At 56.9% G+C, this 26057-nt stretch carries 19 protein-coding genes and 1 other RNA gene; 8 read left to right on the top strand and 12 right to left on the bottom strand.

Annotated features, from left to right (window positions below):
• The first annotated feature begins 102 nt into the window (after positions 1 to 102).
• The gene (locus tag A936_RS08320; RefSeq protein WP_157141393.1) at positions 103 to 885 is read left to right on the top strand and encodes an EAL domain-containing protein; all 783 of its coding nucleotides are present in this window, start codon (positions 103 to 105) and stop codon (positions 883 to 885) included.
• Between the two features lie 64 nt (positions 886 to 949).
• Positions 950 to 2395, top strand: a complete 1446-nt coding sequence (selO, locus tag A936_RS08315) for a protein adenylyltransferase SelO (RefSeq protein ID WP_008456546.1) — start codon at positions 950 to 952, stop codon at positions 2393 to 2395.
• Here the strand turns inward: selO and A936_RS08310 are convergent, their stop codons facing one another.
• From A936_RS08310 to ppsR, 8 genes are all read right to left on the bottom strand, one after another.
• Positions 2396 to 3175, bottom strand: a complete 780-nt coding sequence (locus A936_RS08310; RefSeq protein ID WP_008456544.1) for a heme ABC transporter ATP-binding protein — start codon at positions 3173 to 3175, stop codon at positions 2396 to 2398.
• Positions 3172 to 4131: a FecCD family ABC transporter permease gene (locus tag A936_RS08305; RefSeq protein ID WP_008456543.1), complete on the bottom strand. Its 960-nt coding sequence runs from the start codon at positions 4129 to 4131 to the stop codon at positions 3172 to 3174. The genes A936_RS08310 and A936_RS08305 overlap by 4 nt, the downstream gene beginning before the upstream one ends.
• 35 nt (positions 4132 to 4166) lie before the next feature.
• On the bottom strand, positions 4167 to 4982 hold the full coding sequence (locus A936_RS08300; protein ID WP_008456542.1) for a heme/hemin ABC transporter substrate-binding protein: 816 nt from the start codon (positions 4980 to 4982) through the stop codon (positions 4167 to 4169).
• Positions 4979 to 6010 (bottom strand): hemin-degrading factor, encoded by a 1032-nt coding sequence (locus tag A936_RS08295; protein WP_008456541.1) that lies wholly within the window; start codon positions 6008 to 6010, stop codon positions 4979 to 4981. Before A936_RS08295 ends, A936_RS08300 begins: the two co-directional genes overlap by 4 nt.
• An 11-nt stretch (positions 6011 to 6021) precedes the next feature.
• Positions 6022 to 8001 (bottom strand): TonB-dependent hemoglobin/transferrin/lactoferrin family receptor, encoded by a 1980-nt coding sequence (locus A936_RS08290; protein WP_008456539.1) that lies wholly within the window; start codon positions 7999 to 8001, stop codon positions 6022 to 6024.
• A gap of 102 nt (positions 8002 to 8103) precedes the next feature.
• Positions 8104 to 8268 carry a hemin uptake protein HemP gene (gene hemP / locus A936_RS08285; protein ID WP_008456537.1) on the bottom strand — a complete coding sequence of 55 codons (165 nt, stop codon included), beginning with the start codon at positions 8266 to 8268 and terminating at the stop codon, positions 8104 to 8106.
• 187 nt (positions 8269 to 8455) lie between these two features.
• Positions 8456 to 9502, bottom strand: a complete 1047-nt coding sequence (aroH, locus tag A936_RS08280; RefSeq protein ID WP_008456536.1) for a 3-deoxy-7-phosphoheptulonate synthase AroH — start codon at positions 9500 to 9502, stop codon at positions 8456 to 8458.
• Positions 9503 to 9672: 170 nt separating this feature from the next.
• Positions 9673 to 10506, bottom strand: coding sequence for a posphoenolpyruvate synthetase regulatory kinase/phosphorylase PpsR (gene ppsR, locus A936_RS08275; protein ID WP_008456534.1), 834 nt, complete (start codon positions 10504 to 10506; stop codon positions 9673 to 9675).
• Between the two features lie 327 nt (positions 10507 to 10833).
• Between ppsR and ppsA the strand changes: the two genes are divergently transcribed.
• Entirely contained in the window at positions 10834 to 13212 is a 2379-nt protein-coding gene (ppsA, locus tag A936_RS08270) for a phosphoenolpyruvate synthase (protein WP_008456532.1), read from the top strand.
• 84 nt (positions 13213 to 13296) lie between these two features.
• On the opposite strand, the gene A936_RS08265 is transcribed toward ppsA, so the two are convergent.
• Positions 13297 to 14859: an alpha/beta hydrolase-fold protein gene (locus A936_RS08265; RefSeq protein ID WP_034808308.1), complete on the bottom strand. Its 1563-nt coding sequence runs from the start codon at positions 14857 to 14859 to the stop codon at positions 13297 to 13299.
• A 151-nt stretch (positions 14860 to 15010) separates the two neighbouring features.
• On the opposite strand from A936_RS08265, the gene A936_RS08260 reads away from it, so the two are divergent.
• Entirely contained in the window at positions 15011 to 17173 is a 2163-nt protein-coding gene (locus A936_RS08260) for a TonB-dependent siderophore receptor (protein WP_008456530.1), read from the top strand.
• A 9-nt stretch (positions 17174 to 17182) separates the two neighbouring features.
• Positions 17183 to 18085, top strand: a complete 903-nt coding sequence (locus A936_RS08255; RefSeq protein WP_008456529.1) for an alpha/beta hydrolase — start codon at positions 17183 to 17185, stop codon at positions 18083 to 18085.
• Here the strand turns inward: A936_RS08255 and rprA are convergent.
• Together rprA and ydiK are read right to left on the bottom strand one after the other, a co-directional pair.
• An RNA gene (gene rprA / locus A936_RS22695) (antisense sRNA RprA) lies at positions 18082 to 18188 on the bottom strand. The genes A936_RS08255 and rprA overlap by 4 nt on opposite strands.
• A 299-nt stretch (positions 18189 to 18487) precedes the next feature.
• Positions 18488 to 19606, bottom strand: a complete 1119-nt coding sequence (gene ydiK / locus A936_RS08250; protein ID WP_008456528.1) for an AI-2E family transporter YdiK — start codon at positions 19604 to 19606, stop codon at positions 18488 to 18490.
• A gap of 203 nt (positions 19607 to 19809) precedes the next feature.
• On the opposite strand from ydiK, the gene ydiJ reads away from it, so the two are divergent.
• The 3 genes from ydiJ (at position 19810) to A936_RS08235 (ending at position 24243) form a co-directional block, all read left to right on the top strand.
• Positions 19810 to 22866 carry a D-2-hydroxyglutarate dehydrogenase YdiJ gene (gene ydiJ / locus A936_RS08245; RefSeq protein ID WP_008456524.1) on the top strand — a complete coding sequence of 1019 codons (3057 nt, stop codon included), beginning with the start codon at positions 19810 to 19812 and terminating at the stop codon, positions 22864 to 22866.
• A complete protein-coding gene (gene menI, locus A936_RS08240) occupies positions 22863 to 23273 on the top strand; it encodes a 1,4-dihydroxy-2-naphthoyl-CoA hydrolase (RefSeq protein ID WP_008456522.1) in 411 nt (136 codons plus the stop codon). The genes ydiJ and menI overlap by 4 nt, the downstream gene beginning before the upstream one ends.
• A gap of 145 nt (positions 23274 to 23418) precedes the next feature.
• Positions 23419 to 24243 carry a CPBP family intramembrane glutamic endopeptidase gene (locus A936_RS08235; protein WP_008456520.1) on the top strand — a complete coding sequence of 275 codons (825 nt, stop codon included), beginning with the start codon at positions 23419 to 23421 and terminating at the stop codon, positions 24241 to 24243.
• 40 nt (positions 24244 to 24283) lie between these two features.
• Here the strand turns inward: A936_RS08235 and A936_RS08230 are convergent, their stop codons facing one another.
• A complete protein-coding gene (locus A936_RS08230) occupies positions 24284 to 25924 on the bottom strand; it encodes an ABC1 kinase family protein (protein WP_008456519.1) in 1641 nt (546 codons plus the stop codon).
• Positions 25925 to 26057: the final 133 nt, after the last annotated feature.

Raw genomic sequence — 26057 nt, 5'->3', positions numbered from 1 at the left:
GGATATCCAGGATAAGCTAAAAGTTATTAAAACATAAAGCTTAAACGTTTCAGGGATGAGTGTGAAATTCACAGCGATAGCAGCTATCCGACTATTTTCGGATTGGCGCTGTATCTCTCTGCCGTCCAACCAGAAATCCACAGGGCTGGCAAAATGATTGTTTCACTTGATAGTGTTTATTGTTCTCACCTCTACTATCGCCCCGCCGTCAGGCCGGACGATAGCATTTTGGGCGTCGAAATCGTTGCTAACTTCGTGGGTGCCGACGCGCTGGTTCGTATTCCAACCGAATTGTTAATTCCTCATCTTGCGCCGGAACAGCATCTCGAACTGTTTAGAGAAAAATTAACGCAAATAGAAGAACATCAGCATTTCTTTATCACCCGGTACCTTGTTGTCTGGGTTCATATTAATGAAACTATTGTTGACGCGCTAATTAACAACCAGGATTTATATATCCGGCTAAAGGCTTTGCCGTTTATTGAATTAATGATTAGCGAAAGCTTTCCTGATTTAAATAGCGGCAAAACGAATTTAAGACTGGCCTGGCTGGCTGAACGTTTCCCACTCGGTTTGGCTGACTTTGGTGCAGGCAATGCCACCACAAAATCTATTTTTGATGGTCTGTTCCGGCATGTGTTCATGGACCGATTTTTTGTTCAGAAACAGCTTCCGGGCCGCACTTTCTCGCCCTTTATGCTTGCCATTCTTGGGCAGGTTTCGCCGTTTTGTCAGGCATTGTTGATTGCCGGGATAGATACCGCCAGCGCGCGACGTAAAGTGCAGGGTTTAGGCTTTGCCGCGATGCAGGGCAAACTCTGGCCGCTGGTGCCGCCGGAAGAACTGGCCTCACTTTTCCCCCCTCATGAAGGTCTGGTTCACTAAAGCCCCTGCTGCTCGACTGTGTTTAAAATGCATTACTGGGGCTACACTGTCGGGCGGAGGAACCATGACCAATACTTTAGCTTTTCTGAATACCTGGCACGATGAGCTGCCGGGGTTCTATAGCGAATTAACCCCCACGCCGCTGAAAAACGCCCGGCTGCTTTATCACAGCCAGCCGCTGGCAGACGATCTGGGGATTAACGCCTCGTTTTTTGCTGCACCACAGCAGGGGATCTGGAGTGGCGAAACGCTGCTGCCCGGCATGCAGCCGCTCGCCCAGGTTTATAGCGGGCACCAGTTCGGCGTCTGGGCAGGGCAACTGGGGGACGGGCGCGGTATTTTACTGGGAGAGCAGCAGCTGGCGGACGGACGCAAGGTTGACTGGCATCTCAAAGGCGCAGGCTTGACGCCGTACTCTCGCATGGGCGATGGCCGGGCCGTGCTGCGCTCCACTGTTCGCGAGTTTCTCGCCAGCGAAGCCATGCATGCTTTAGGCATTCCGACGACGCGAGCGTTAACTATAGTCACCAGCGATACGCCGGTACAGCGTGAAACGGTTGAGCAGGGGGCAATGCTGCTGCGGGTGTCCGAAAGCCATCTGCGTTTTGGGCATTTTGAGCATTTCTACTATCGCCGCGAGCCGGAAAAAGTTCAGCAGCTTGCCGATTACGCCATTCGTCACCACTGGCCGCATCTGCAGGGGCTTGAAGAACGCTATGAGCTGTGGTTTACCGACGTGGTGGCGCGTACCGCCGCGCTCATTGCCAGCTGGCAAACGGTGGGCTTTGCCCACGGGGTAATGAACACCGACAACATGTCGATTCTTGGCCTGACCATGGACTACGGCCCGTATGGCTTCCTCGACGACTATCAGCCTGAATTTATCTGTAACCATTCCGACTACCAGGGCCGGTATGCCTTCGACAACCAGCCAGCGGTAGGGCTGTGGAACCTGCAGCGCCTGGCGCAGACGCTGTCGCCGTTTATTACGGCCGAGAAGCTGAACGCGATTCTGGATGGCTACCAGCCGGCAATTATGCGTGCCTTTGGCCAACGGATGCGTGCCAAACTGGGGCTTTTCACCGAACAGCAGGCCGATAACCTAATCCTGAGTGAGCTCTTCGCCCTGATGAGCAAAGAAGGCAGCGATTACACGCGTACCTTCCGGATGCTGAGCGTGACGGAGCAGCTCAGCGCGGCGTCGCCGCTGCGGGATGAATTTATCGACAGGGCAAGTTTTGATGCCTGGTTTGGGCGCTATCGTGAGCGGCTTCAGGCGGAGCAGGTGAGTGATGCCGAACGCCAGCAGAAAATGCAGGCGGTGAACCCGGCGCTGGTCTTACGCAACTGGCTGGCACAGCGGGCAATCGAAGCTGCCGAAAAGGGCGATACTCGTGAACTGGCTAAACTCCACGAGGCGCTGCTCCAGCCGTTCTCCGATCGTGAGGACGATATGACGCAGCGCCCACCTGACTGGGGAAAACGGCTGGAAGTCAGCTGTTCAAGCTGATCACTGGCGCAGGCCTACCTGAGGAACCGGGTGTTCCGGATGTCGGAACACCCGCAGATCGGCCTGATACCAGCGCTGCAACGTTTGCTCTTCCAGCACTTCATCAGGCGTTCCATCTGCCACCAGCCTGCCTTTATGTAGCAGCACGATACGGTCGGCCCAGAGTGCCGCCAGATTCAAATCGTGCAGCACAACGCAGACCGATAACGTCCCCATTTGCGCCAGGCGACGCAGCAGGCGCAGCACATGCTGCTGGTGGTAGAGATCCAGCGCCGACGTAGGCTCGTCCAGAAACAGCCAGCCGTGAGGCTGCCCATCGCACCAAAGCTGCGCCAGCGACCGGGCAAGCTGCACCCGCTGTTGCTCGCCGCCTGACAGACGACAAAAATCTCTGCCGCTCAGAGAGTCGCACCCGGTCAGCGCCATGACTTCCGCCACGACGCCGGCCGTTGACGCCTGCGGCCACGGCGCACGGCCCATAGCGATCACGTCTTCTACCGTCCAGCTAAACGCCATGCTGCTTTGCTGGCGCATCACCGCGCGTTTGCGGGACAGCGCTTCGTTGGACCACTGATTCAAATCCTGGCCTGCCAGCGCAACGTGCCCGCTGTCAGGCTGTTGAAACCCGGTTAACAGCCGCAACAGCGTGGATTTGCCCGCGCCGTTTGGGCCAATCAGCGCCACAACTTCACCCGGCTTCAGGCTGACATTGACGTTATCAATCAGATAACGGTGGCCCAGCTTCAGCGAAATATCGTGCGTGGACAAAACTTCATTCATCTCGCGCTCTCCTTGCTGCGAAAGATCATCGCCAGGAACCAGGGGCCGCCTATCAGGCTGGTCAACAGTCCTACAGGCATTTCTGCTGGCGCGACAATCGTTCTCGCCAGCGTATCGGCCACCAACAGCAGCATGGCACCGGCCAGCACGGAGCCGGGCACCAGCCAGCGATGATCGGATCCAAGCCACATGCGCACCAGATGCGGAACCACCAGACCAACGAAGCCGATCACGCCGCTGATGGCTACCGCCGCAGCAACCAACAATGCGCTCAGGATCAGCAAATGCCGCTGGGTTGTTTTGACATCCACGCCCAGGTAATGCGCTTCCTCATCACCAAGCTGGAGCAAATTCAGGCGCTTTGAAAGCAGCCAGATGCCCAGGCTTGCAGGAAGAATAAGCGACGCGGTGGCGAGCAGCGTGGACCATTGTGCCTGGCCCAGGCTCCCCATGCCCCAGAGAGAAAGCTGGCGCAGCTGAGTGTCGTTGCTTATCCACGACAGCACGCCAACCGCCGCGCCGCACAGCGCATTGATGGCGATGCCCACCAGCAGCAGGCGAGACAAACTGTTGGTGCCTTTCCGGCTAAGCAGGAAAATCGCCAGCGTCACCGCCAGGCTGCCTACAAACGCTGCCAGCATAGGGGCATAAAGCGCCAAAACCGCCGGCAGAGCCAGCGGCATAACAATCGACAGCCCCACCGCCAGCGCGGCCCCGCTGCTGATCCCAAGCAGGCCCGGATCGGCAAGCGGGTTACGGAACAACCCCTGCATCACGCAGCCCGACAGCGCCAGCGCGCCGCCGATCAGCGCCGCCAGCAGCACCCTCGGCAGACGGATGTTGAGCCAGATGTCACGCAACGTGTCGTCATGCGTCTGCCACAGCACGGCCACAGACAGCCGCATGGCGCCGAGGTTAGCGGCAATAAGCGCCATTGCCAGCAAAACCAGCCCCATCAAACACAGGGCATGGTGAGGCAAAGGTCGGCGTATCACGGCAGTTGCTCCGCTTTTTCGCGCAGGGCGAGGATCGTCTGCGGGGTATCAATGCCAAAGCCGAGCAGCGCCATGTCATCGACGACCATCAGCTGTTTATTTTTCCCGGCTGGCGTTTGCGCAAGCCCTGGCAATGCCCAGACTTTGGCTTCTCCGCCGAGGGTTTTCACCCCATCGGTGGTGACCAGGATCAGGTCAGGTTTGCTGGCGATCACGCCTTCCTGAGACAGCGGCTGGTAGCGCTTGAAGCCCTGCATGGCATTGTCCAGTCCGGCGGCGTGAATCGCGGCATCCGCGGCGGTTTCCTGCCCGGCAGCCATGGCGGTCATGCCGCCGTGGCTCATAATGAACAGCACTTTTTTGCCCAGCGGTTTGGCCGGGATCGCCGCTAGCTGGTCGTGAAGCGTTTTGCGCAGCTTGTCGCCTTCGGCTGTTTTACCCAGCGCGGTAGCCACGGCAGCCACTTTGGCATCAATGCTCTCGAGGTTATTTTCCGCCGGAACGGTAACCACTTTCACTTTGCTGGCCTCAACCTGCTTCAGCGCCATGGATGGCTGAGCCTGAGCGCTGGCCAGTACCAGCGTCGGGCGCATGGCTAGAATACCCTCGGCATTAAGCTGGCGCAGGTAGCCCACATCCGGCAGTTTTTTCACGGCATCGGGATGAAGGCTCGTGCTATCACGAGCCACCACATCCTGACCCGCACCCAGAGCCCAGGCAATCTCGGTGACGTCGCCACCGATGGTTACCACGCGCTCGGCCGCACCTGCCATCAATGGCAGGGCGAGGATGGCGAGCAGCAGGCGTTTCATGCCGCTAACCCTTTGCCGATCAGGGCTTCAATTTGCAGACGCCACTGCTCCTGCTCCGGCTGGCCTTCAGTACGCTGGCCGTACAGCTGGGCAATTTGCGTGCCGTCGGCGGCAAACAGCTCGAGGCTGGTCACGTGGCCGTCGGCGGTTGGTTTGCGGGTTACCCAGCTTTCGGCGATGGTGTCGCCCATCAGGTGCAGGGTGAATTCCGGGTTGAACACGTTGACCCAGTTTTCCATCGGGACCACTTTGCGGATTTCACCGGTGAAGATCTGCACGCAGCCGCGGTTGCCGACGAAAATCATGATCTCGTTGCCGTCTTCTTTCGCCTGGTTCAGCAGTTGGGACAGCGCTTCGTTATCTACGCGACAGGCCAGATCGTCTTTCACCAGGCGGAAAGCCTGCTGGCGAGTCAGCTGATGGCGTTTAAGCAGCTGGAAGAACTGGTGTACATCCGTCATCGCGCGCCATTCTGCGTCCACCTTGTCGGCCTCGACCGTAGGCGTCATTACCGCTTCTTCAACGGCTTTGATCGCCAGCGCCGGATTGTCGGTGTGGATGAAACGCGTCAGCACCTGGCTCCAGGCTTCAACATCGGTGTTGTCGGTGGTGTATACCTTCAGCAGCGCATCACCCTGATGGTCAAAGAATTGAATGCTCTGGCGTTCGCCGCGAGCGGTCTCTTCCCGGACGTGGAACACGCTCGCCCACTGGTTCAGGAACAAACGCAGATCCAGCGCACGAGGATTCAGTACCAGCCCGGCGTGGCCGTTAAGGTGCTGGTTCTCAAAGCGGCCTACCTGCTCGTGAACGGCATATTCGTTGCGGCAGATGCACTTTGTTTCCCCCACGGCTTCCAGCGCGGCGAAGATCTCTTTCACATCGCCATTCAGGCGCCATGCGTCGTGCCCGACGCGGGCATGGGTCAGTTCCGCCTCGCTGATGTGCATCAGTTTGGCGATATCCCGGGCATATTTTTTCGGGTGTTCTTGCTTAAGCTGGATCCAGCTGTCGTAACGCTGACTCATGAATAACTCCTTTACCATTGATAGCTCACGAAAATTTTACCGTTACGGCCATCCTGCGGGAGACCCTGCGGTGACCAGTACTCTTTATCGAAGGCGTTGCCAAACACCAGCGTGGTGGTTAAACCGCGCAGCTGCTGCTGCCCTTTGTAGCTGACATAAAAATCGCTGACCGCATAGCCCGGCTGCTGTGCATAGGAGCTGCTGATATGGGTGGAACGCTCGGCGAAGGTGCCGACCCAGCCCACGGAGAAGCCGCTGTGTGACACAGGGATGTCCAGGGTGGTGGTGACGGTGTCCGGGTTCAGGCTGGAGATGTACTCGCCGGTATCTTCATCTTTACCGCGGGTACGGTTATAGGCGGTATCCAGGCTGAACAGATCGGCGGTGTACTTCGCGTTGACGTCCCAGCCCCAAATTTTTGCTTTTGGCACGTTGTAGGACATGGTGGTCGCTTTGGCGAAGTCCACGGTGGTAGAGATGTAATCTTTCGCTTTGGTGTCGAAGTAGCTGGCTTTGAATTCCAGGCCGTCGTTAGCCATTGCCAGATTGTCGAAGCGCAGACCGAAGCCGTATTCCTGCGTTTCGTTGGTTTCCGGGCGCAGGTTCGGGTTTGGTACCCAATAGTTGGTGTAGCGAGTGCCGATAGAGAAGTGCTTGGAGTCGTTGTACATCTCGCCCATGGTCGGCGCACGGAACGCCTGCGCATAGGAACCAAACAGCATCAGCCAGTCGGTTGGGGTGACAGAAACCGCCCCGCGTGATGACCACTTGTCGGCATCGACGTCTTTATAGCCCTGGCTGCTGCCGCTGTAGTTGTCATAACGCGTCCCGGCCAGGATAGAAATCGGCAGGTCACGCAGGGTGATTTCATCCTGCAGCCAGCCGGAACCAAAGTTGATTTTCGCCTGTGGGAAACCGGTCGTCAGGCCACCAGGAGCCTGCTCCTGACGATAATATTCGCTGCCGTAGGTCAGCAGGTTAGCCGCGAAGCTGTCGCTAAACAGACGGCTGCGGTTTTCGAGCTTACCGCCTTTGGTCGTCTGTTTACGGAATTCACCCCCCTGATTAGGGGTTTCGGCGTTGATACGAGCTTCGGACCAGTAGGCCGTCGCGGTCGCGTTCAGCCAGTCGTTATCCTGCGGATTGAGGTGGTATTTCAGCTGCGCGTCGCGCTGAATGGTGGAGCGATTGGTCATCGGGTTGCTGGAGGCTGAGGCATCCGGCGTCTGCGGGTTTTTCGGTTCCTGCGCGTTGTTATTGTAGTAGCGCAGGGAGCCGGACAGCGACTGAGCTGAATCGATATACCAGGTGCCTTTGGTCAGCAGGTTGCCGATGTTTTCGTCATTAGGCGCGGTTTCACCGTTGCTCTGGCGCAGGTTACCGCGATCGCGGCTGGACCAGGCGACGACGCCGTCCAGGTTATCGGTACGGCCAAAGGCACTGGCGCCCATGCCGATGCTGTGGTCGCCGGTACCGCCGGTGCCGAAGACGCGGAAGCCGCTGTTTTGCCCGTCAAATAGCAGATCGGCGGCGTCTGCGGTTTCATAGGAAATAACACCGCCCAGCGCGCCGCTGCCGTACAGCAGAGCCGCCGGGCCACGTACCACTTCAATACGCTTAATCAGCGCGGGATCGAGGAACGTACTGTTCAGGTGGCCGGTGTCGGTGCCCTGACGAATGCCGTCTACCAGGGTAAGTACGCCACGGCGGTCGTAACCGCGCATGTTGATGTCCTGGCCGTTGGTGCGCCCGGTGCCGTCGATGGTGATCCCCGGAACTTTGCGCAGCATGTCAGCGGCGGACGTGGACGTCTGGCTCTCTGGCGAATTTGCATCGATAACGCTCACCATCATTGGGGCTTCGAAAGTGCTGCGTTGGTTACCGGTGGCAACCACGGTCATTTGATCGTCTTTTGCGAAAGCGGGCAGGGCGGTAAATACGGCTAACGTGAGTACAGACAGACGAAAACCTGCTGTGTTGGTGCAAGGCATAGCGCAACTCTCCTAAGGAATATCGAAAGCGCTGGCTGCCTGGGTATGACCTGGGTGGCTGGCTAATTTCCCCGTTTGGGTGTGGGGAACGGTTTGTTTAATTTATTTGGTCAGGATCAGCTTCCCGGCCTGAGTCTGGCGTAACAGATATTGCTGTCCTTCATGGACGATAACAACGCGGCCATCGGCACCGAGCAGCGTTTTGCTGTCAACCTGGCGAGGTTCTGTCGCGGGCTGTGGGCGGGCGGGGGTGAATGGTTTGTCCATACGCTTCACTCTGTTTACAAATGACAATCAGTGTAACAATGAGAATCATTATCAGAAAAAGCCGAATCAGCAGCAAGCATTATTTGTAAGAATTGTGTGAATCAGGGAATTTCTTTGCGGGCGAGTTGTCGCGAGGCGTAATGCTATGATATCCGGCGGGTTATCAAGTGCCCGCCGGTGGAGACTATCAGAAGCGTCGGTCAGTGGCCTGCGCCAGCATCGCGACCAGCGTTTCCGTATCTTCCCAGTTAAGGCAAGGATCTGTGATCGACTGCCCGTAAGTCAGGGGCTGGCCAGCAACGATTTGCTGCGTCCCTTCTTTCAGGAAGCTTTCCGCCATGATCCCGGCAATCGCCCGCGAGCCGTTGCGAATTTGCGTGCAAACATCTTCGCAAACATCCAACTGACGGCGGTGCTGCTTCTGGCAGTTGCCGTGGCTGAAATCAATCACCAGATGTTCAGGCAAGTCAAACGCGCTCAGCGTGTCGCAGGCGGCGGCAATGTCTTCTGCGTGATAATTCGGCTGCTTGCCGCCGCGCATAATAATATGGCCGTAAGGGTTGCCGCTGGTCTGGTAAATCGTCATCTGCCCCTGTTTATCCGGGGAGAGGAACATATGGCTGGCACGCGCGGCACGGATGGCATCCACCGCAATGCGGGTATTGCCATCTGTACCATTTTTAAAGCCAACCGGACAGGAGAGTGCGGACGCCATTTCACGGTGGATCTGGCTTTCGGTCGTGCGCGCGCCAATGGCGCCCCAGCTAATCAGGTCGGCGATATACTGTCCGGTCACCATATCCAGAAATTCGGTCGCGGTAGGGACACCCAGCTCGTTGACCTGCAGCAGCAGGCGGCGCGCCTGTTCGAGGCCGTAATTAATGCGGTAGCTGCCGTTCAGATCAGGATCGGAAATTAACCCTTTCCAGCCGACGACGGTGCGGGGTTTTTCGAAGTAGGTACGCATCACGATCTCAAGACGATCCTGATGTTTTTCACGCAGCGTTTTGAGGCGGCGAGCATAGTCCATCGCGGCGTCAAGATCGTGGATCGAGCAGGGGCCGACGATAACCAGCAGGCGCTTATCTTCACCGGTGAGGATCTTTTCGATCCGGCGGCGGGCGGCGGTGACGTGCTGGGCAACCTCGGCGGAAACCGGGAAGCGCTCGGTTAGCTCAGCCGGTGTCACCAGGCTGTCGATGCGCGCGGTTCGCAATTCATCTGTTTTGTTCATTGGGTGTCTCAGAAATTTTGTCTTCTCTGCGGCAGATTTACCGGGAAGTGATGGGGATCACAATAAACCAAAGCTGACCGATTTCAACATCCGGCCGGCTTTGGCGAAAGGATTGCCCCACCGCAGTCTGTACACCCTAGCATACACGCTCGATCTTTTGTACTAGTTTCTTAGTACATGCGGCGATTCAGCCCCATAATGTCGAGAATTTTGGTCGCCATCTCTTCAACAGAATAGTTGGTGCTGTTGAGGTAGCGGATCTGATTTTTACGGAACAGAGCTTCCACTTCGGCGACCTCCAGACGGCACTGGCGGAGAGAGGCATAGCGGCTGTTTTCACGCCGTTCTTCACGAATGGCGGCCAGGCGTTCAGGGTTAATGGTCAGGCCAAAAAGCTTGTGCTGCAGCGGTTTAAGCACGGCCGGGAGCTGAATGTTGTCCATGTCATCGGCAATAAAAGGGTAGTTCGCGGCGCGAATGCCAAACTGCATCGCGAGGTACAGGCTGGTCGGCGTTTTTCCACAGCGGGATACGCCCAGCAAAATGACCTGCGCCTGATCGAGATTGCGCATCGAAATCCCGTCGTCGTGCGCCAGCGTGTAATCAATGGCGGCAATACGGGCGTCGTATTTCGTCAGGTTACCGGGGTTAAGGCCGTGCGTTCGGTGGGCGACGGGAGTCGGGTCGAGTTTTAGCTCCTGCTGCAGCGGCGCAACCAGCGTTTGCACGATGTCCTGACAGAAACCTTCGCTCTGCATAATGATGTCGCGGATATTGGGCAGCACGATGGAATAAAACACCAGCGGACGCACCCCGGTTTGTTGGTAAATAGCGTCAATCTGCTCTTTTACCGCTTTTGCGCGGCTTTCATTTTCAACAAACGGCAGCGTAATACTGTTGATAGATACCGGGAATTGTGACATGACCGCGTGACCAAGTACCTCTGCGGTAATCGCGGTGCCATCGGAAATACAAAATACCTGACGATCGACTAAATTATCCATTTTTATTCCTGAGCGGGGAACCGGTTTCCCTAAAGCATAAAGTAAAACAAGGGATTCCGAGTAGCGCTAATCTTAATTTAAAAAGTGAAATAGCGTTTTTAAATTTAATAAACCATCTTAAATATATTCAAATCAATACTATACCCATCTAAACTGTGAGGATTATATGATAATCAATGGTTTATGAAATGAGCGGATCTATCCGAAAACGTCATATTTTATTTTGCTTGAACGATTCACTGGTTTCATTCCCCCCTAAGAATATGCAAAGCTAAATACGAAGTCTGGTGTTTCTTGTACCCATTCATTTAAAAAAGGATTGTTTCGATGTCCAATAACGGCTCGTCACCGCTGGTGCTTTGGTATAACCAACTTGGCATGAATGATGTAGACAGGGTCGGAGGCAAAAATGCCTCCCTGGGTGAAATGATTACCAATCTTTCGGGTATGGGCGTTTCCGTCCCGAACGGTTTTGCGACCACCGCCGAGGCGTTTAACCTGTTTCTCGACCAGAGCGGCGTGAACCAGCGTATCTACGAGCTGCTGGATAAAACCGACATTGACGATGTGAGCGAACTGGCAAAAGCCGGGGCGCAGATTCGCCAGTGGATTATTGACACGCCTTTCCAGCCTGAGCTGGAGCATGCCATTCGTGAAGCGTACCAAACGCTCTCCTCCGATGATGCCGAGGCCTCTTTTGCGGTGCGTTCTTCGGCCACTGCGGAAGACATGCCGGACGCTTCCTTTGCCGGGCAACAAGAAACTTTCCTCAACGTGCAGGGCTATGATGCCGTGCTGGTGGCGGTGAAACACGTTTTCGCCTCGCTGTTTAACGACCGTGCAATCTCCTACCGCGTGCATCAGGGCTACGACCACCGCGGCGTGGCGCTCTCCGCTGGCGTTCAGCGTATGGTGCGCTCCGACCTCGCTTCTTCCGGGGTGATGTTCTCCATTGATACCGAATCCGGTTTCGATCAGGTGGTGTTTATTACCGCCGCGTGGGGCCTGGGTGAAATGGTTGTGCAGGGCGCCGTAAACCCGGATGAATTCTACGTGCACAAGCCAACGCTTGAGGCGGGTAATCCGGCCATCGTTCGCCGCACCATGGGTTCGAAAAAAATTCGCATGGTCTACGCTCCAACGCAGGAACACGGCAAGCAGGTGCGGATTGAAGACGTGCCGGAAGCCGATCGCGACCGCTTCTGTATTACCCAGGAAGAGATTCAGGAACTGGCTAAGCAGGCGGTACAAATCGAAAAACATTATGGCCGCCCGATGGACATCGAGTGGGCTAAAGACGGCCATACCGGCAAGCTGTTCATCGTTCAGGCTCGCCCGGAAACCGTGCGTTCTCAGGGCCAGGTGATGGAACGCTACCAGCTGCACGCGCAGGGGCAGATCGTGGCGGAAGGCCGCGCGATTGGTCACCGCATCGGCGCGGGTCCGGTAAAAGTGATCCACGACATCAGCGAAATGAACCGCATCCAGCCGGGCGACGTGCTGGTCACCGACATGACCGACCCGGACTGGGAACCGATCATGAAAAAAGCGGCGGCGATTGTCACCAACCGCGGTGGGCGTACCTGCCACGCGGCCATCATCGCACGTGAGCTTGGTATTCCAGCCGTTGTGGGCTGTGGCGATGCCACCGAGCGCATGAAAGACGGCCAGAACGTGACCGTTTCCTGCGCCGAAGGCGACACCGGCTACGTTTACGCGGAGATCCTCGACTTCACCGTGAAAAGCTCCACGGTTGATGCCATGCCGGATCTGCCGCTGAAGATCATGATGAACGTTGGCAACCCGGATCGTGCGTTTGACTTCGCCTGCCTGCCGAACGAAGGCGTTGGCCTGGCGCGTCTGGAATTTATCATCAACCGCATGATTGGCGTGCACCCGCGCGCGCTGCTGGAGTTCGACCAGCAGGAGCCCGCGCTGCAGGCGGAAATCCGCACGATGATGAAAGGTTATGACGATCCGGTTGAGTTCTACGTGGGTCGCCTGACCGAAGGGATCGCGACTTTAGGTGCGGCGTTCTGGCCGAAGCGCGTGATTGTGCGTCTGTCTGACTTCAAATCTAACGAATACGCCAACCTGGTGGGCGGCGAGCGTTATGAGCCGGAAGAAGAGAACCCAATGCTGGGCTTCCGTGGGGCAGGTCGCTACGTGGCAGACAGCTTCCGCGACTGCTTCGCGCTGGAATGCGCGGCCATGAAGCGCGTGCGTAATGAAATGGGCCTGACCAACGTCGAAGTGATGGTACCGTTTGTGCGTACCGTTGCCCAGGCAAAAGCGGTGGTTGAGGAGCTGGAACGTCAGGGCCTGAAGCGCGGTGAGAACGGGCTGAAGATCATCATGATGTGCGAGATCCCGTCCAACGCCCTGCTGGCGGACGAGTTCCTGCAATACTTTGACGGCTTCTCCATTGGCTCGAACGATATGACGCAGCTTGCGCTGGGCCTGGATCGCGACTCTGGTGTGGTGTCTGAACTGTTTGACGAGCGTAACGACGCGGTGAAAGCGCTGCTGTCGATGGCGATTAAAGCGGCGAAGAAACAGGGTAAATACGTCGGGATCTGTGGGCAGGGGCCGTCCGATCACGAAGACTTTGCCGCCTGGCTGATGGAAGAGGGGATTGACAGCCTGTCCCTGAACCCGGACACCGTGGTGCAAACCTGGCTCAGCCTTGCTGAACTGAATAAGTAACGTTCAACCCTTCTCTGCAATAAAGAGAGGGAATCCGGCCCGGAGCCTGCCTGCCTTATGCGGGGCAGGCCACCGGGCCGACACTTATCCCCGCTTAATCAATTCCTTCATGCCGGTAATAATGGCCTCGCACCAGGCGGCGTAATCATGCCCGCTCGACCAGGGGTTAAAGCTCACCTCGTAGCCCTTTTCACGCAGCACGGCTTCAAGCTGTTGCGTATTACGGTAAATACCGCCGTCTGCGCCTTTGCTTTCAAAGCGTCCCGCCTGCAGCCAAAATCGCACCGGCAAGCGCGGGGATGCCTGATACTGACGGGTAAGCCAGCCCGGCGCTTCGCCCTCGGGTGCCCACCAGTAAGAGCCGGACAAACTCAGCACGTTGCCAAACGCTTCGGGATGGCGAAGCGCCACCCAGGCTGAAGCCAGGCCGCCGTAGCTGGAGCCTGCCACGATGGTTTTTGGTGCCGGGGTTGTGATGCCCTGACGGCGCAGCCACGGCACCAGCTCTTCGGCCATAAAATCGGCGAAATCGGGATTGGGCGGCAGCTCTTTTTCCCGTCGCTCGCCGTCGAGGCTGTCGATAAACACGGCGTTAACCGGGGGCAGGGCATGACGGGCTATCAGGCCGTCCAGCACATTGGCGAGATGATAACGGTCCTGGTACATACGGCCATCGAACAGCATTAGCGTCCAGCGGGCGGGCTGCCCCCCGCGTGGCCGGTAGACGGCCACTTCCCGCCGGTTAGCCAGCTTTTTGCTTTCTACCTGATAGCGAACCAGGGAGCCCTGCCTAATCGGCTCGGCGGTTGCCTGCGGGGTAAAATAGCGGTGGGTGGTCAGGTCCAAAAGCGAGAAACGATTCCAGCGGTCGCCTTTGCCTGCGGGGCTGAATTGCGGGTTAAGCGGGTCAGTCTGGGCCGACACCAGAATCGCCTGGCGCTGGTCGCGCGCGGTGCCTTCCACAAGGGGAACGTCGGGGGCAAGTTTGTACTGCATTAGCGTATCAGCCGGTACCACATAGCTGCGATACCAGACGTCGGACTGCCCGAGGCGGAACATCGGGTCATGGTCACCGGCCGGTGAACCGAGCACGAACACGTTGCCCTGTGCGCCTCGCCACAGGAACGTTACGCGTTTGCGGCTGGCATCGATGGGCTCGACCAGCGGCGTGCCCTGCTCGCGCCTTTCCTGCCAGAAGGCTTCCGTACTCGCGCCGTGGCTCAGAGCCTGCTCAAGCGCCAGCAGTGCCGGGCTTTCCGGGGATTGTTCGTCGTTACGCTTGAGCGGCACGGTTTCACGGATCTGCCAGCGAAACAGCCAGCGCCTGCCGGGCTCACCGCGAAGCACCAGCGTAGAAGGCTGACCGACGGGCAGGGCAAAAAGCGGATTGTGCTGGCCATCCACCGGCCCATTTTCCACCAGCGAACGCCAGAGCCTGCCTTTGCTGTCTACCAGGCTGGCGTCGGTTACGCCGCTCAACCGGACGTTGGCGTAATTTTCACCCAGCGCCGGAAGGGCAAAGCAGATTTCGCCGCTGGCGTCGAACTTCCCATCCTGCTCACCCTGGCTGCCGGTAAAAGTACAGGTCGCGGCCACCGCCGACGCTGAACAAAGCCCCAACATTAATGCGCTCCACGCGGCTCTCATCGTGTTTATCATTCCTGATAAAAAAGTGCGTACACGCTAATGCAAATGAGATTGATTTGCAATAACATTGCGAGTCGTTGCGTTTTACGACAAAACGTAACAGGAGAGAAAGGCGAACTTAATTCACCTAATCACATGGGATGTTACGGTCATGCACTTTAAAAATAATAAGGTAACCTGCGGCCTTTGGCTGATGGGATTCAGTGCCCTGGGGATGGGAAACGGCGTTCAGGCGCAGGAGCGGCAGGGCAGCGAGGAAACTCTGGTTGTCACCGGCTCCGTTAGCGAGGATCCTTCTGCGCCGCTGAAGGGGATGGTGGCTACCAAAACGCTGTCTGCAACGAAAACCGCGGCTGATTTGCTCCAAACGCCGCAGTCGGTTTCGGTGATTACCCGCGACCAAATGAACGCGCAGGATGTTACCTCCGTGTCGCAGGCTTTGCGCTATTCGGCCGGGGTGCTGACGGAGTATCGGGGCAGTTCGAACCGCAACGATGAGGTGTTTGTGCGCGGCTTCAGCTATGTCCCAAAATATCTTGACGGACTGAGCTATGGCGCAACAGCGTCTTCCCAGACCGGGACGTTTGACCCGTGGCTGCTTGAGCGCGTGGAGCTGGTGCGTGGCCCGGCATCCGTGTTGTTCGGCCAGGTGAACCCCGGCGGGCTTATCAGCATGACCAGCAAGCGGCCGACAAGGGAAGCGATACATGAAGTGCAGTTCCGCTCAGGCAACCAGCATCTGGCCGAGGGGGCTTTTGATTTTGGCGGCTCGCTAAGCGACGATAATCGGGTGCTTTATCGCCTGAACGGCATCGCACGCACGCAGCACAGCCAGGTGGCCGATTACAAAGAGCAGCGCCTGGCGATTGCGCCGGCGCTGACCTGGTATCCCAACGAGCAGACTCGTTTTACTTTACTGACCAGTTACCAGAAAGACCCGAAGGCGGGCTATCGTAACTTCCTGCCTGCCGCAGGCCTGGTGACGGAAACCACGGCGGGGTATATCCCGCTGGACTTTAACGTTAGCGATCCCAATTACGACCAGTCGTGGCGCGAGCAAACGATGGTGGGCTATGAGTTCGAGCACAGCTTCAACGATATCTTCACCTTCCGCCAGAACGCCCGTTACGCCAGCATCAAACAGAAGTACCGTTACCTCGTGTATTCCACCTCAAAAAGCGAGACGCTACTTTCGCGCCGTGCGCAGCGAGAAACGCGTGATACCGATGAGTTTGGCGTGGATAACCAGCTTGAGGCGCAGTTTGATACCGGCGCGCTGGGGCATACGCTGTTAGGCGGCCTGGATTACAAGTCTAACCATGACCGGCAGCAGCTCAGCCGTGGCACCGGGGCGAAATACGATCTGTACTGGCCGAATCCGGTATATGGCCTCAATGTGGACGAAAGCACCTTCAGTGCGGTGAACGACGACCAGCAGAATCTCGACCAGACGGGCGTGTACCTGCAGGATCAGCTCAGCTGGAACAACTGGCAACTGCTGCTTTCCGGGCGTTATGATTGGGCCGAAGTGCGCACGACGGACAGGTTGAAAAGTAAAACGACGCAGCAGAATGACAGCAAGTTCACCTGGCGTACGGGGCTGCTTTACGCCTTTGATTTCGGCCTGTCGCCGTATATCAGCTACAGCACCTCGTTTGAACCCAATCTGCAGACAAACCGTGCGCCAGGCGCTGCGCCGTTCGACCCAAGCCTGGGCAAGCAGACCGAAGTGGGCCTGAAGTATCAGCCGCTGAAAGAGACCTTCATGACGCTGGCGCTGTTCGATCTCCGCCAGACAAACGTTGGGACATACAACAGCGCGCTGGGTTGGTTTGAAAACGCCGGTGAAATCCGTTCTAAAGGGCTGGAGGCGGAGGTGCATTCCACGCTGTTTAACAGCCTCAACCTGATAGGCTCTTACACCTGGACGGATGCGGAAACCGTGAGCACCACCGTGGCGGGCACCGAAGGAAAAACGCCCGCGCGTGTTCCAACACATATGGCCTCGGCGTGGGGCAGTTACACTATTCCTGAAGGCCTGCTGAAAAACCTGACGGCAGGTGTCGGGGTTCGCTACATCGGGACCAGCTATGGCGATGCGAAAAATACCTTTAAAGTGGCGGCCGTGGATCTCTATGACGCCATGCTGCGTTACGAGCTGGGAGAAGTGAGCCCTGATTTAAAAGGGGCCGCCCTGCAGTTCAACGTCAATAATCTGTCGGACACAAAATACGTGGCGTCCTGCGCGTCGGATTCAGCCTGTTTCTACGGCATTGGCCGTACCTTAACCGCCACCGTCAGCTATCGCTGGTAAGGAGAACTTTTGCGCTATCTGCTTATGGCGCTTATCGCACTCGCTGCTCCCTCGGGGGCAGCGGTCATCGAGGATAAGCCCTACACGCTGGCGAATACGCTGGTACACAGTCTGCATTCGCCGGAAAACGGTGAGTATAAAATTATGGTTTCCTGGCCTGAAGGCGAAGCGCCGTCAGAAGGCTGGCCGGTGATTTACCTTCTGGACGGTGAGTCCGTCTTCCCCGGCGCGGTGTCGCTGATGCAGCGCCTGACCTGTGAGCGTTGCCCGTTGACGCCGGGCGTGGTGGTGGCGATTGACTACCTGGAAAACAGCCGCCGGGAGCGGGATTATCGACCTGCGGTAGAAAAAGTGGTGCTGGAGCCGAATCCGGCAGGGGGCACTTATCCGCCTGGCGCCCCCGGCGAGGCGCAGAAATTCTGGCGGTTTATCGACGCTGAACTCCGGCCCTGGGTCGAAAAGCAGTGGAAAATCAATCCGCAGCGGCAGGCGCTTTTTGGGCACTCCTATGGCGGCCTGTTCACCACCTGGCTGTTTATGACCTCACCGGGCGCTTTCCGGCATTATTACGCCTCAAGCCCATCGGTATGGTGGAACGACCGCTATCTGCTGCGAATGGCGCAAAACTGGCGGCCTGATAAGGGAAATGCTCAGCTATCGCTCTCCGTGGGAAGTTATGAACAGTCGCTGCAGCCGCAGGAGGCCAGGCTGTCGGAAGAGAAGCGCGCCACGCTATTAAAACATCGTGGGCAGCGAGCGATGGTAGACGGGAACCGCGAAATGGCTAATGCCCTGATAGCTAACGCCCCGACCCGGGTTGATTTTACGCTGGTAGAAGGGCAGAGCCACCTGACCGTTGCCCCATTGGTTCTGCATGGGGCGCTTATCAATCACTTTGCGAAATCAGAATAAAAAAAAGCCCATCATCAAGATGGGCAAAGACTACACACAGCAATTCGTTGTTTCACTCAGGGGATTTCGATGTTTATAAATCAACGTGTTGATTCATAACCGTGAGTTAAATAGTAGGCATCTCACTAAGTGGCGTCACTCAGATTCGTCTCAATCGTTAACAGAAGGTAAATAACTTGAGGCAGCATAGCCCGGAATGGGGGCTTCAATGGCCGGAATAGCGAAGGGAAAATGCGTTATTGATTAGATTTATTAACCATTTGCGTTAAGTCACTGCTTTAGGCGCAAGTTATTCTGTCGTTAAAAAAGTTTCTGTGGAGATGTAGAGGATGTGAACGGAAACTTAGCTGTTGTCGCATAGAGGGTTTGAGCGAACAGGAACTCCTCAAACCCTCCACATCTTTATTTCTTCACATTCAGCGTCTGCTGCTCCTCAAGCAGTTCGACCACCTCTTGTGGATCGTCCTGTGGGGCAGGCGCCTCGTGCATCCAGACCGAAATCAGGCGATAAGAAACCGCCAGCAGCACCGGGCCGATAAACAGGCCAATCATCCCGAAGGCAATCAAGCCGCCGATCACGCCGGAAAGAATCAGAATCATCGGCAAGTCCGCGCCCATGCGAATAAGCACCGGGCGAATCACGTTATCCATGGTGCCAACGACACAACTCCATACCAGCAGCACCGTCCCCCAGGTGGTATCGCCGCTCCAGTACAGCCAGATAATCGCGGGCACCAGAATCACCAGCGGGCCAAGCTGAATCAGGCAGCTAAGCACCATCAGCACCGTAAGCAGCGCGGCGTAAGGAATGCCGGACACCGCCAGGCCAATACCGCCCAGTACACCCTGTGCTAGCGCGGTGACAACCACGCCCAGCGCTACGGCGCGAATCGCCTGGCCGGCCAGCAGTACGGCGGCATCACCGCGTTTGTCCGCGAGGCGGAAGGCGAAATGACGAATGCCGTTCCCCAGCGTCTCACCTTTGGCATACAGCAGCACGCTGAACAGCAGCATCAGGCCGAGATGCACCAGCAGAGTACCTATGTGTACGGCCTGACCAAGGAACCAACTGGTCGTCGTGCCGATATAGGGTCGGACCTTTTCCATAATCGCACTGCCGCCGCTGCTCACCAGCGTGTTCCAGCCGCTGTAAAGTTTATCGCCAATAAGTGGGACGCTGTGCAGCCATTCGAAGGCGGGCAGCGCCATGTGCCCTTTGGTCGCCCAGTTAATCACCGGGCCGCTGTTGTCCACCAGACTGTTCACTAACATCGCGACCGGGATGACAAACAGCATCAGCAGGAGCAGCGTCATCACCAGCACCGCAAGGGAGCGTTTGCCCCACAGCAGCTTTTGCAATTTGATGAGCAGCGGCCAGGTCGCAATGACGATGGTTCCGGCCCAGGCGAAGCCCAAAACAAACGGGCGCACGATCCACAGACAGGCAAGAATCATCACCGAAATAAACAGCACGGACAGCAGGATCTGCAGCAGATCCTTTGGCTGACTGACTTTGATCATAGGAAGAATCACCTCAATAAAATGCACCCGCGCTAAATTCGCATGGCGATAATTTAATGATGATGTATTTCCTCGATTTTTGACAGGTGCATTTCGCATCGCGTTATCTGAAATAACAGCCGCAAATCGCGATGGAATATGATAAAAACAAAACAGACACGCAAACGATAACTCTTACTAAGCAACACAGGGTCGACCCGTCAATGATCCCACAAATTTCTCAGGCACCTGGCGTCGTTCAGCTGGTGCTCAGCTATTTAGCATCACTGGAGCAACAGGGCTTTACCGGCGATACAGCCACCAGCTACGCAGACCGCCTGACCATGGCGACCGACAACAGTATTTACCAACTGCTGCCGGATGCGGTGCTTTTCCCTCGTTCAACCGCCGACGTCACGCTGATTACCCGCGTGGCCTCCGAAGAGCGCTTTAAATCCCTGGTGTTTACCCCGCGCGGCGGCGGCACCGGCACCAACGGGCAGTCGCTGAACGGCGGCATCGTGGTGGACATGTCCCGCTACATGAATCGCATTATCGAAATCAACCCGGAACAAGGTTGGGTGCGGGTCGAAGCCGGCGTGATTAAAGACCAGCTCAACCAGTTCCTGAAGCCGCATGGCTACTTCTTTGCCCCGGAATTGTCGACCAGTAACCGTGCCACGCTGGGAGGAATGATTAATACCGATGCCTCCGGGCAGGGATCGCTGGTGTACGGTAAAACCTCCGATCATGTGCTGGGCGTGCGCGCCGTACTGATGGACGGTGAAATTCTGGACACGCACCAGATGGCAACCGGGCTTGCCGAAGAGCTGGGCCGCGAAGAGACATCGAGCGGTAAAATCTACCGCACCGTGCTTGAACGCTGCCGCGAGCAGCGTGAGCTGATTATCGATAAATTCCCCAAACTAAACCGCTTTCTTACCGGCTATGACCTGCGCCACGTCTTTAATGACGATCTAAGCAAGTTCGATTTAACCCGCATTCTTACCGGCTCCGAGGGGACGCTGGCCTTTATCACCGAGGCGAAGCTGGATATCACCCGCTTGCCGAAAGTGCGCCGGCTGGTGAACGTCAAGTATGACTCCTTCGATTCAGCCCTGCGTAACGCGCCCTTTATGGTGGATGCTCGGGCGCTGTCGGTGGAAACCGTCGATTCCAAAGTCCTGAACCTGGCGCGGGAAGATATCGTCTGGCACTCGGTCAGCGAATTGATCACCGACGTGCCGAACAAAGAGATGCTCGGGCTGAACATCGTTGAATTTGCCGGGGACGACCAGGCACTGATCGACGGCCAGGTCACTGAGCTATGTGCTCGCCTCGATGCGCTAATAGCCGCAGGCGAGGGCGGGGTGATTGGCTGGCAGGTTTGTGACGAGCTGGCCGGTATCGAAAAAATCTACGGCATGCGGAAAAAAGCCGTTGGCCTGCTGGGGAACGCCAAAGGGCAGGCTAAACCGATTCCGTTTGCCGAAGACACCTGCGTGCCGCCGCAGCATCTGGCGGACTACATTGTTGAATTCCGCGCTCTGCTGGACAGCCACAACCTGAGCTACGGGATGTTTGGTCACGTTGATGCAGGCGTATTGCACGTTCGCCCTGCGCTGGATATGTGCGATCCGCAGCAGGAAATGCTGATGAAAAGCATCTCCGACGACGTGGTGGCGCTGACGGCAAAATACGGCGGTCTGCTGTGGGGCGAACATGGCAAAGGGTTCCGGGCCGAGTACAGCCCGGCCTTCTTCGGTGAAACGCTGTATGAAGAACTGCGCCGGATTAAAGCCGCGTTTGACCCGGCTAACCGGCTGAACCCCGGGAAGATTTGCCCGCCGCTCGGCGTGGACGACCCGATGATGCAGGTCGATGCCGTTAAGCGCGGAACGTTTGACCGACAAATCCCGATTGCGGTACGCACCTCCTGGCGCGGCGCGATGGAGTGCAACGGCAATGGCCTGTGCTTTAACTTCGACGTGAAAAGCCCGATGTGCCCGTCGATGAAAATCTCCAGCAACCGTATCCACTCCCCGAAAGGGCGAGCCACGCTGACCCGTGAATGGCTGCGGCTGCTGGCCGAACGCGGCGTTGACCCGCTGCAGCTTGAGAAACAGCTGCCGGAGCAGCGCGCCAGCCTGCGAGGCCTTATCGAGCGTACCCGCAACTCGTGGCACGCCAGCAAGGGCGAGTACGATTTTTCCCACGAAGTGAAAGAGGCGATGTCCGGCTGCCTGGCCTGTAAAGCCTGCTCGACCCAATGCCCGATTAAAATCGACGTGCCGGAGTTCCGCTCTCGCTTCCTGCAGCTTTACCACACGCGCTATCTGCGCCCGCTGCGCGATCACGTTGTGGCCTCCGTGGAGAGCTACGCGCCGCTGATGGCGCGCGCGCCAAAAACCTTCAACTTCTTTATGAGCCAGCCGTGGGTCCAGAGTTTGTCCCGCAGGCACATCGGTATGGTTGACCTGCCTATGCTGTCCACGCCGACGCTGCAGCAGCAGTTGGTCGGGCACCGCTCAGCCAACGTCACGCTGGAAGAGCTGGAGCATTACTCAGATGAGCAGCGCGCCAAAACCGTGCTGGTGGTGCAGGACCCGTTCACCAGCTATTACGATGCTCAGGTTGTGGCTGATTTTATTAAGCTTGCAGATAAGCTAGGCTTTGAACCTGTGGTGCTGCCGTTCTCACCGAACGGTAAGGCTCAGCATATTAAAGGGTTCCTGCAGCGTTTTGCGCGCACGGCGAGTAAAACGTCTGAGTTCCTGAACCGCATTGCGAAACTGGGTATGCCGATGGTCGGCGTCGATCCGGCGCTGGTCCTGTGCTACCGCGATGAATATAAACAGACATTAGGCGAAGAGCGCGGTGATTTTCAGGTGCAGCTGGTGCACGAATGGCTCCAGACTGCGCTGAAAGAACGGGAAGTGCAGGGCGCGGGAGGGGAAGCATGGTACCTCTTTGGCCACTGTACCGAAGTAACGGCGTTGCCGGCGACACCGAATCAGTGGGCCGGTATTTTTGCTCGTTTTGGCGCGAAGCTCGAGAGCGTGAGTGTTGGCTGCTGCGGCATGGCTGGCACTTACGGTCACGAGGTGAAGAATCTCGCCAATTCATTGGGCATCTATGAACTCTCCTGGCATCAGGCGATGCAGCGCCTGCCGCGCAACCGCTGTCTGGCAACCGGCTACTCCTGCCGCAGCCAGGTCAAGCGCGTTGAGGGCAACGGCGTACGGCATCCATTACAGGCTCTTCTGGAGATTATCGGATGATTTGGCGACGTGAAGCCACGCTTGCCGCGCTCAATAAAATGGGCGCGAACAATATGGTCGGCCATGTAGGCATTGAATTTACGCGTTTTGACGACAACGAAATTGAGGCCACCATGCCGGTGGATGAGCGCACCCGGCAGCCGTTTGGCCTGCTGCACGGTGGCGCGTCGGTGGTGCTGGCGGAAACGCTGGGTTCCGTAGCAGGCTACCTGTGCACCGAAGGCGACCAGAAGGTGGTTGGGCTGGAAGTGAACGCCAACCACATCCGCTCGGCGCGAGAAGGCGTGGTGCGGGGCGTTTGTCGCGCGGTGCACGCGGGGCGTCGTCATCAGGTGTGGCAAATTGATATCTACGATCAGCAAGACCAGCTGTGCTGTACCTCCCGCCTGACTACGGCGGTGGTGTAAAGCAACGGCTAAAATATTCCCTCGTTCAGCCCTCGGGGACGTGGGATTGTTTTAATTTGTGATTATTTCCTTAAAAAACTATATATCCACCACCCATTTTGTTAAAAAACCTGCCTCATGATGTTTTCAGGCTTAAGGAAAAATGATGTGGATATTGCTGGCAGCCGCCTTACTGGTTTTACAATTTAATAAAAAGATTTCCCTCGGATTATTACTGGTGACCGTGGTATGGGGTGCCGTTGACGGTGTACTCGACTGGCGGGCACTGGCTTCACTGGCGGTAATGACCGCTCTTGCCGTCGCTTATTTAAAAGCCGCAAACAGAAAGCCCGTGCGCTATGTGCTTGAATTTTTGCTGGTCGCCGCCGCAGTAGCGCTGACCATCCATGTTATTCCCGGTTTCCATAATCCAAAGGTGCTGGACTCGGTGACCGCCGGGCCGCAAAGTGCGCCGTTTTCCATGTATTACAACTTCGACAAAGCGCTGGTGCCCTTTATTTTGCTGGTGATGATGAAGTCGCTGTTCGTCAGCGAGCCGAAATATCAGCCCGCTAAGCTCTGGTGGATCTTGCTGATTGCTTTGATCCCAGGGCTGTTGCTATTGGCGGTAGCTTTGGGTGGCTTAAAGATTGAACCTCATTTCCCGCAGTGGCTGCCGCCGTTCCTGTTCGCAAATATTTTCTTTGTTTCGCTGGCGGAGGAAGCGCTCTTCCGGGGGTATCTCCAGCAGCGTTTATCCGGCTTTATGCACCCGGTTGTGGCGCTGATTATTTCAGCCGCGATATTTGGCGGACTGCATTTCGCCGGTGGCCCGCTGCTGATTGTTTTTGCCGCACTGGCGGGGCTTATTTACGGCCTGACGTGGATGTGGAGCGGGCGGCTGTGGGTTGCCGTGGCGTTTCATGTCGGGCTGAATATGACCCATTTATTGCTGTTTACCTATCCGGTGCTGCAGCATTCTGTGCACTAATTTTTTACGACATCGGAACCTGGCTCCGATGTCGTAAATCTCATCGCCTTAACAACCGAATAACTAGCCATGCGCTTCCCGCAATAGCACACAACAAGCCAAGTACAGGGAAAAATGGGATGCCAAACAGCGTCCAGTTCAACCCGAGCAGCCATGGAGCTATCGCGATTGTCAGGGCGGCTAAAACAAGGGCGAGCGCCAGAGTAGAGGCCGCTCGCTCAAGCGACTTTCCGAGCTGGTTAATATTCTCTACGTTAATGTCCGCGTGCAACTTACCGTGACGAAGCCTTTGCATCACCAGACGTAGGGTCTGCGGCAGCGAATCACCTCCCTCAAGAAGCTGGTTGCCGAGTTTAAGCAGGCGTCTGCGGCTTCCGAGGCGGGTATAGCGTTTTAACAGCTCCCGCTTAATCACCGGGCGAAGAATGCGAATAATGTCGAACTGCGGATCCATTCTCAGCAATACGCCGTCCGCGGTGATCAACGCCTTAAACAATAAAACCAAATCCGGCGGCAGCGCCAGCTGGAATTCCCGGACGGTGGAAAGCATATCGGTCAGTGCTTTTCCCAGCTGTAGCGGGAGATTGCCCTGTTTTTGCAGAAAATAGCTGGCTGCAAGTTCCAGTTCGGTAAGATCTACTGTCTCCTGGCCACTCCAGGCGATGAGGGCATCGACAATCCCGCTGGCGTCACGCTCGCTGATGGCATAAATCAGCGACAGCAGCTCGTCGCGTCGCGCCTGGCTCAGGCTTCCCACCATGCCGAAATCAATGAAGCCGACCCGGTTGCCCGCCAGGGCCATGACGTTGCCGGGATGCGGATCTGCGTGGTAAGTCCGCAGATCAAAGAGCATATTGATAAACGCTGTCGCGCCTTTACGCGCCAACAAGGGGCCATCAAACCCGGCGGCGGCAAGCTGCAGGCCGTCAACCGGCGCCACGCCGGGCAAAAATGCCTGTACCATCAGCGTAGGGTGGCACCAGTCCCAATAAATCCTGGGGATGACGACGTCGTCGTTGTCGGCGAAAAACTGATAAATCTTTTCCCCGTTGGCTGCTTCATGGCAAAAATCCAGTTCCTGATTCAGGGCGTTTTCCAGATAACGCACCAGCATCACCGGCTGAAAGCGAGCCAGCCCCGCGCTCTGCTGCTCCAGACTTTCCGCCAGGTAACGGAGTAAACGCAGGTCGGCCTTGAGGGTTGTTTCAATCCCGGGGCGCTGAATTTTGACGATAACCTCGTCGCCATTTTTCAGCGTGGCCCGGTGAATTTGTGCTATCGAGCCACTGGCCAGCGGGGTTTCATCAAAGATAGCGAAAACCTCCGCAGGTGAAGCCCCGAGCGTCGCTACAACGCCTGGTTCAAGCTGCGGCCAGGGCAGAGGGCTGGCGCTCGAATTCAACTGGCTAAGCGCTTCCGTCCATGCGGGGTCAAGCAGGTCGCTACGGGTTGAGAGGATTTGCCCGAGCTTAACGAACGTCGGGCCCAGTTCTTCCAGCGCCGCGCACAGGCGCTGCGGCATCGGTAAAGCATCGTGTTGGCTGCCGCCGCGAATTTTGTCATGCAGCGAGGCCAGGCCCAGCAAACGCACAATGTCCTGCAATCCATAGCGAAGGAAAACACCGATAATTTCCTGCAGCCTCACGCCATCGCGGGCGGTGACCATAATCATTTTCAGCATCAGGCTAAGCTCCTTTTTTCTTAACAGGAGGATAGTCGATAAATCGGAATATTTTCACGCCATTCTTATCTCAGGGCAGAGGGTTAGCCTGTCGCATACAGGCTGCGGGAAATTTGACGTTAAAGCGATGGAA

It is taken from the genome of Enterobacter sp. Ag1, assembly GCA_000277545.1.
Taxonomy (GTDB): domain Bacteria; phylum Pseudomonadota; class Gammaproteobacteria; order Enterobacterales; family Enterobacteriaceae; genus Cedecea.
This window is presented reverse-complemented; position numbering and strand designations above follow the sequence as displayed.

Excerpts from the sequence above, each read along its gene's own strand:
- ppsA (WP_008456532.1), top strand. The coding sequence starts at position 10,834 with ATGTCCAATAACGGCTCGTCACCGCTGGTGCTTTGGTATAACCAACTT.
- A936_RS08260 (WP_008456530.1), top strand. The coding sequence starts at position 15,011 with ATGCACTTTAAAAATAATAAGGTAACCTGCGGCCTTTGGCTGATGGGA.
- hemP (WP_008456537.1), bottom strand. The coding sequence starts at position 8,268 with ATGGACAAACCATTCACCCCCGCCCGCCCACAGCCCGCGACAGAACCT.
- selO (WP_008456546.1), top strand. The coding sequence starts at position 950 with ATGACCAATACTTTAGCTTTTCTGAATACCTGGCACGATGAGCTGCCG.
- ydiJ (WP_008456524.1), top strand. The coding sequence starts at position 19,810 with ATGATCCCACAAATTTCTCAGGCACCTGGCGTCGTTCAGCTGGTGCTC.
- aroH (WP_008456536.1), bottom strand. The coding sequence starts at position 9,502 with ATGAACAAAACAGATGAATTGCGAACCGCGCGCATCGACAGCCTGGTG.
- ydiK (WP_008456528.1), bottom strand. The coding sequence starts at position 19,606 with ATGATCAAAGTCAGTCAGCCAAAGGATCTGCTGCAGATCCTGCTGTCC.
- menI (WP_008456522.1), top strand. The coding sequence starts at position 22,863 with ATGATTTGGCGACGTGAAGCCACGCTTGCCGCGCTCAATAAAATGGGC.
- A936_RS08290 (WP_008456539.1), bottom strand. The coding sequence starts at position 8,001 with ATGCCTTGCACCAACACAGCAGGTTTTCGTCTGTCTGTACTCACGTTA.
- A936_RS08310 (WP_008456544.1), bottom strand. The coding sequence starts at position 3,175 with ATGAATGAAGTTTTGTCCACGCACGATATTTCGCTGAAGCTGGGCCAC.
- A936_RS08305 (WP_008456543.1), bottom strand. The coding sequence starts at position 4,131 with ATGGGGCTGGTTTTGCTGGCAATGGCGCTTATTGCCGCTAACCTCGGC.
- A936_RS08265 (WP_034808308.1), bottom strand. The coding sequence starts at position 14,859 with ATGAGAGCCGCGTGGAGCGCATTAATGTTGGGGCTTTGTTCAGCGTCG.
- A936_RS08235 (WP_008456520.1), top strand. The coding sequence starts at position 23,419 with ATGTGGATATTGCTGGCAGCCGCCTTACTGGTTTTACAATTTAATAAA.
- A936_RS08300 (WP_008456542.1), bottom strand. The coding sequence starts at position 4,982 with ATGAAACGCCTGCTGCTCGCCATCCTCGCCCTGCCATTGATGGCAGGT.
- ppsR (WP_008456534.1), bottom strand. The coding sequence starts at position 10,506 with ATGGATAATTTAGTCGATCGTCAGGTATTTTGTATTTCCGATGGCACC.
- A936_RS08295 (WP_008456541.1), bottom strand. The coding sequence starts at position 6,010 with ATGAGTCAGCGTTACGACAGCTGGATCCAGCTTAAGCAAGAACACCCG.
- A936_RS08230 (WP_008456519.1), bottom strand. The coding sequence starts at position 25,924 with ATGCTGAAAATGATTATGGTCACCGCCCGCGATGGCGTGAGGCTGCAG.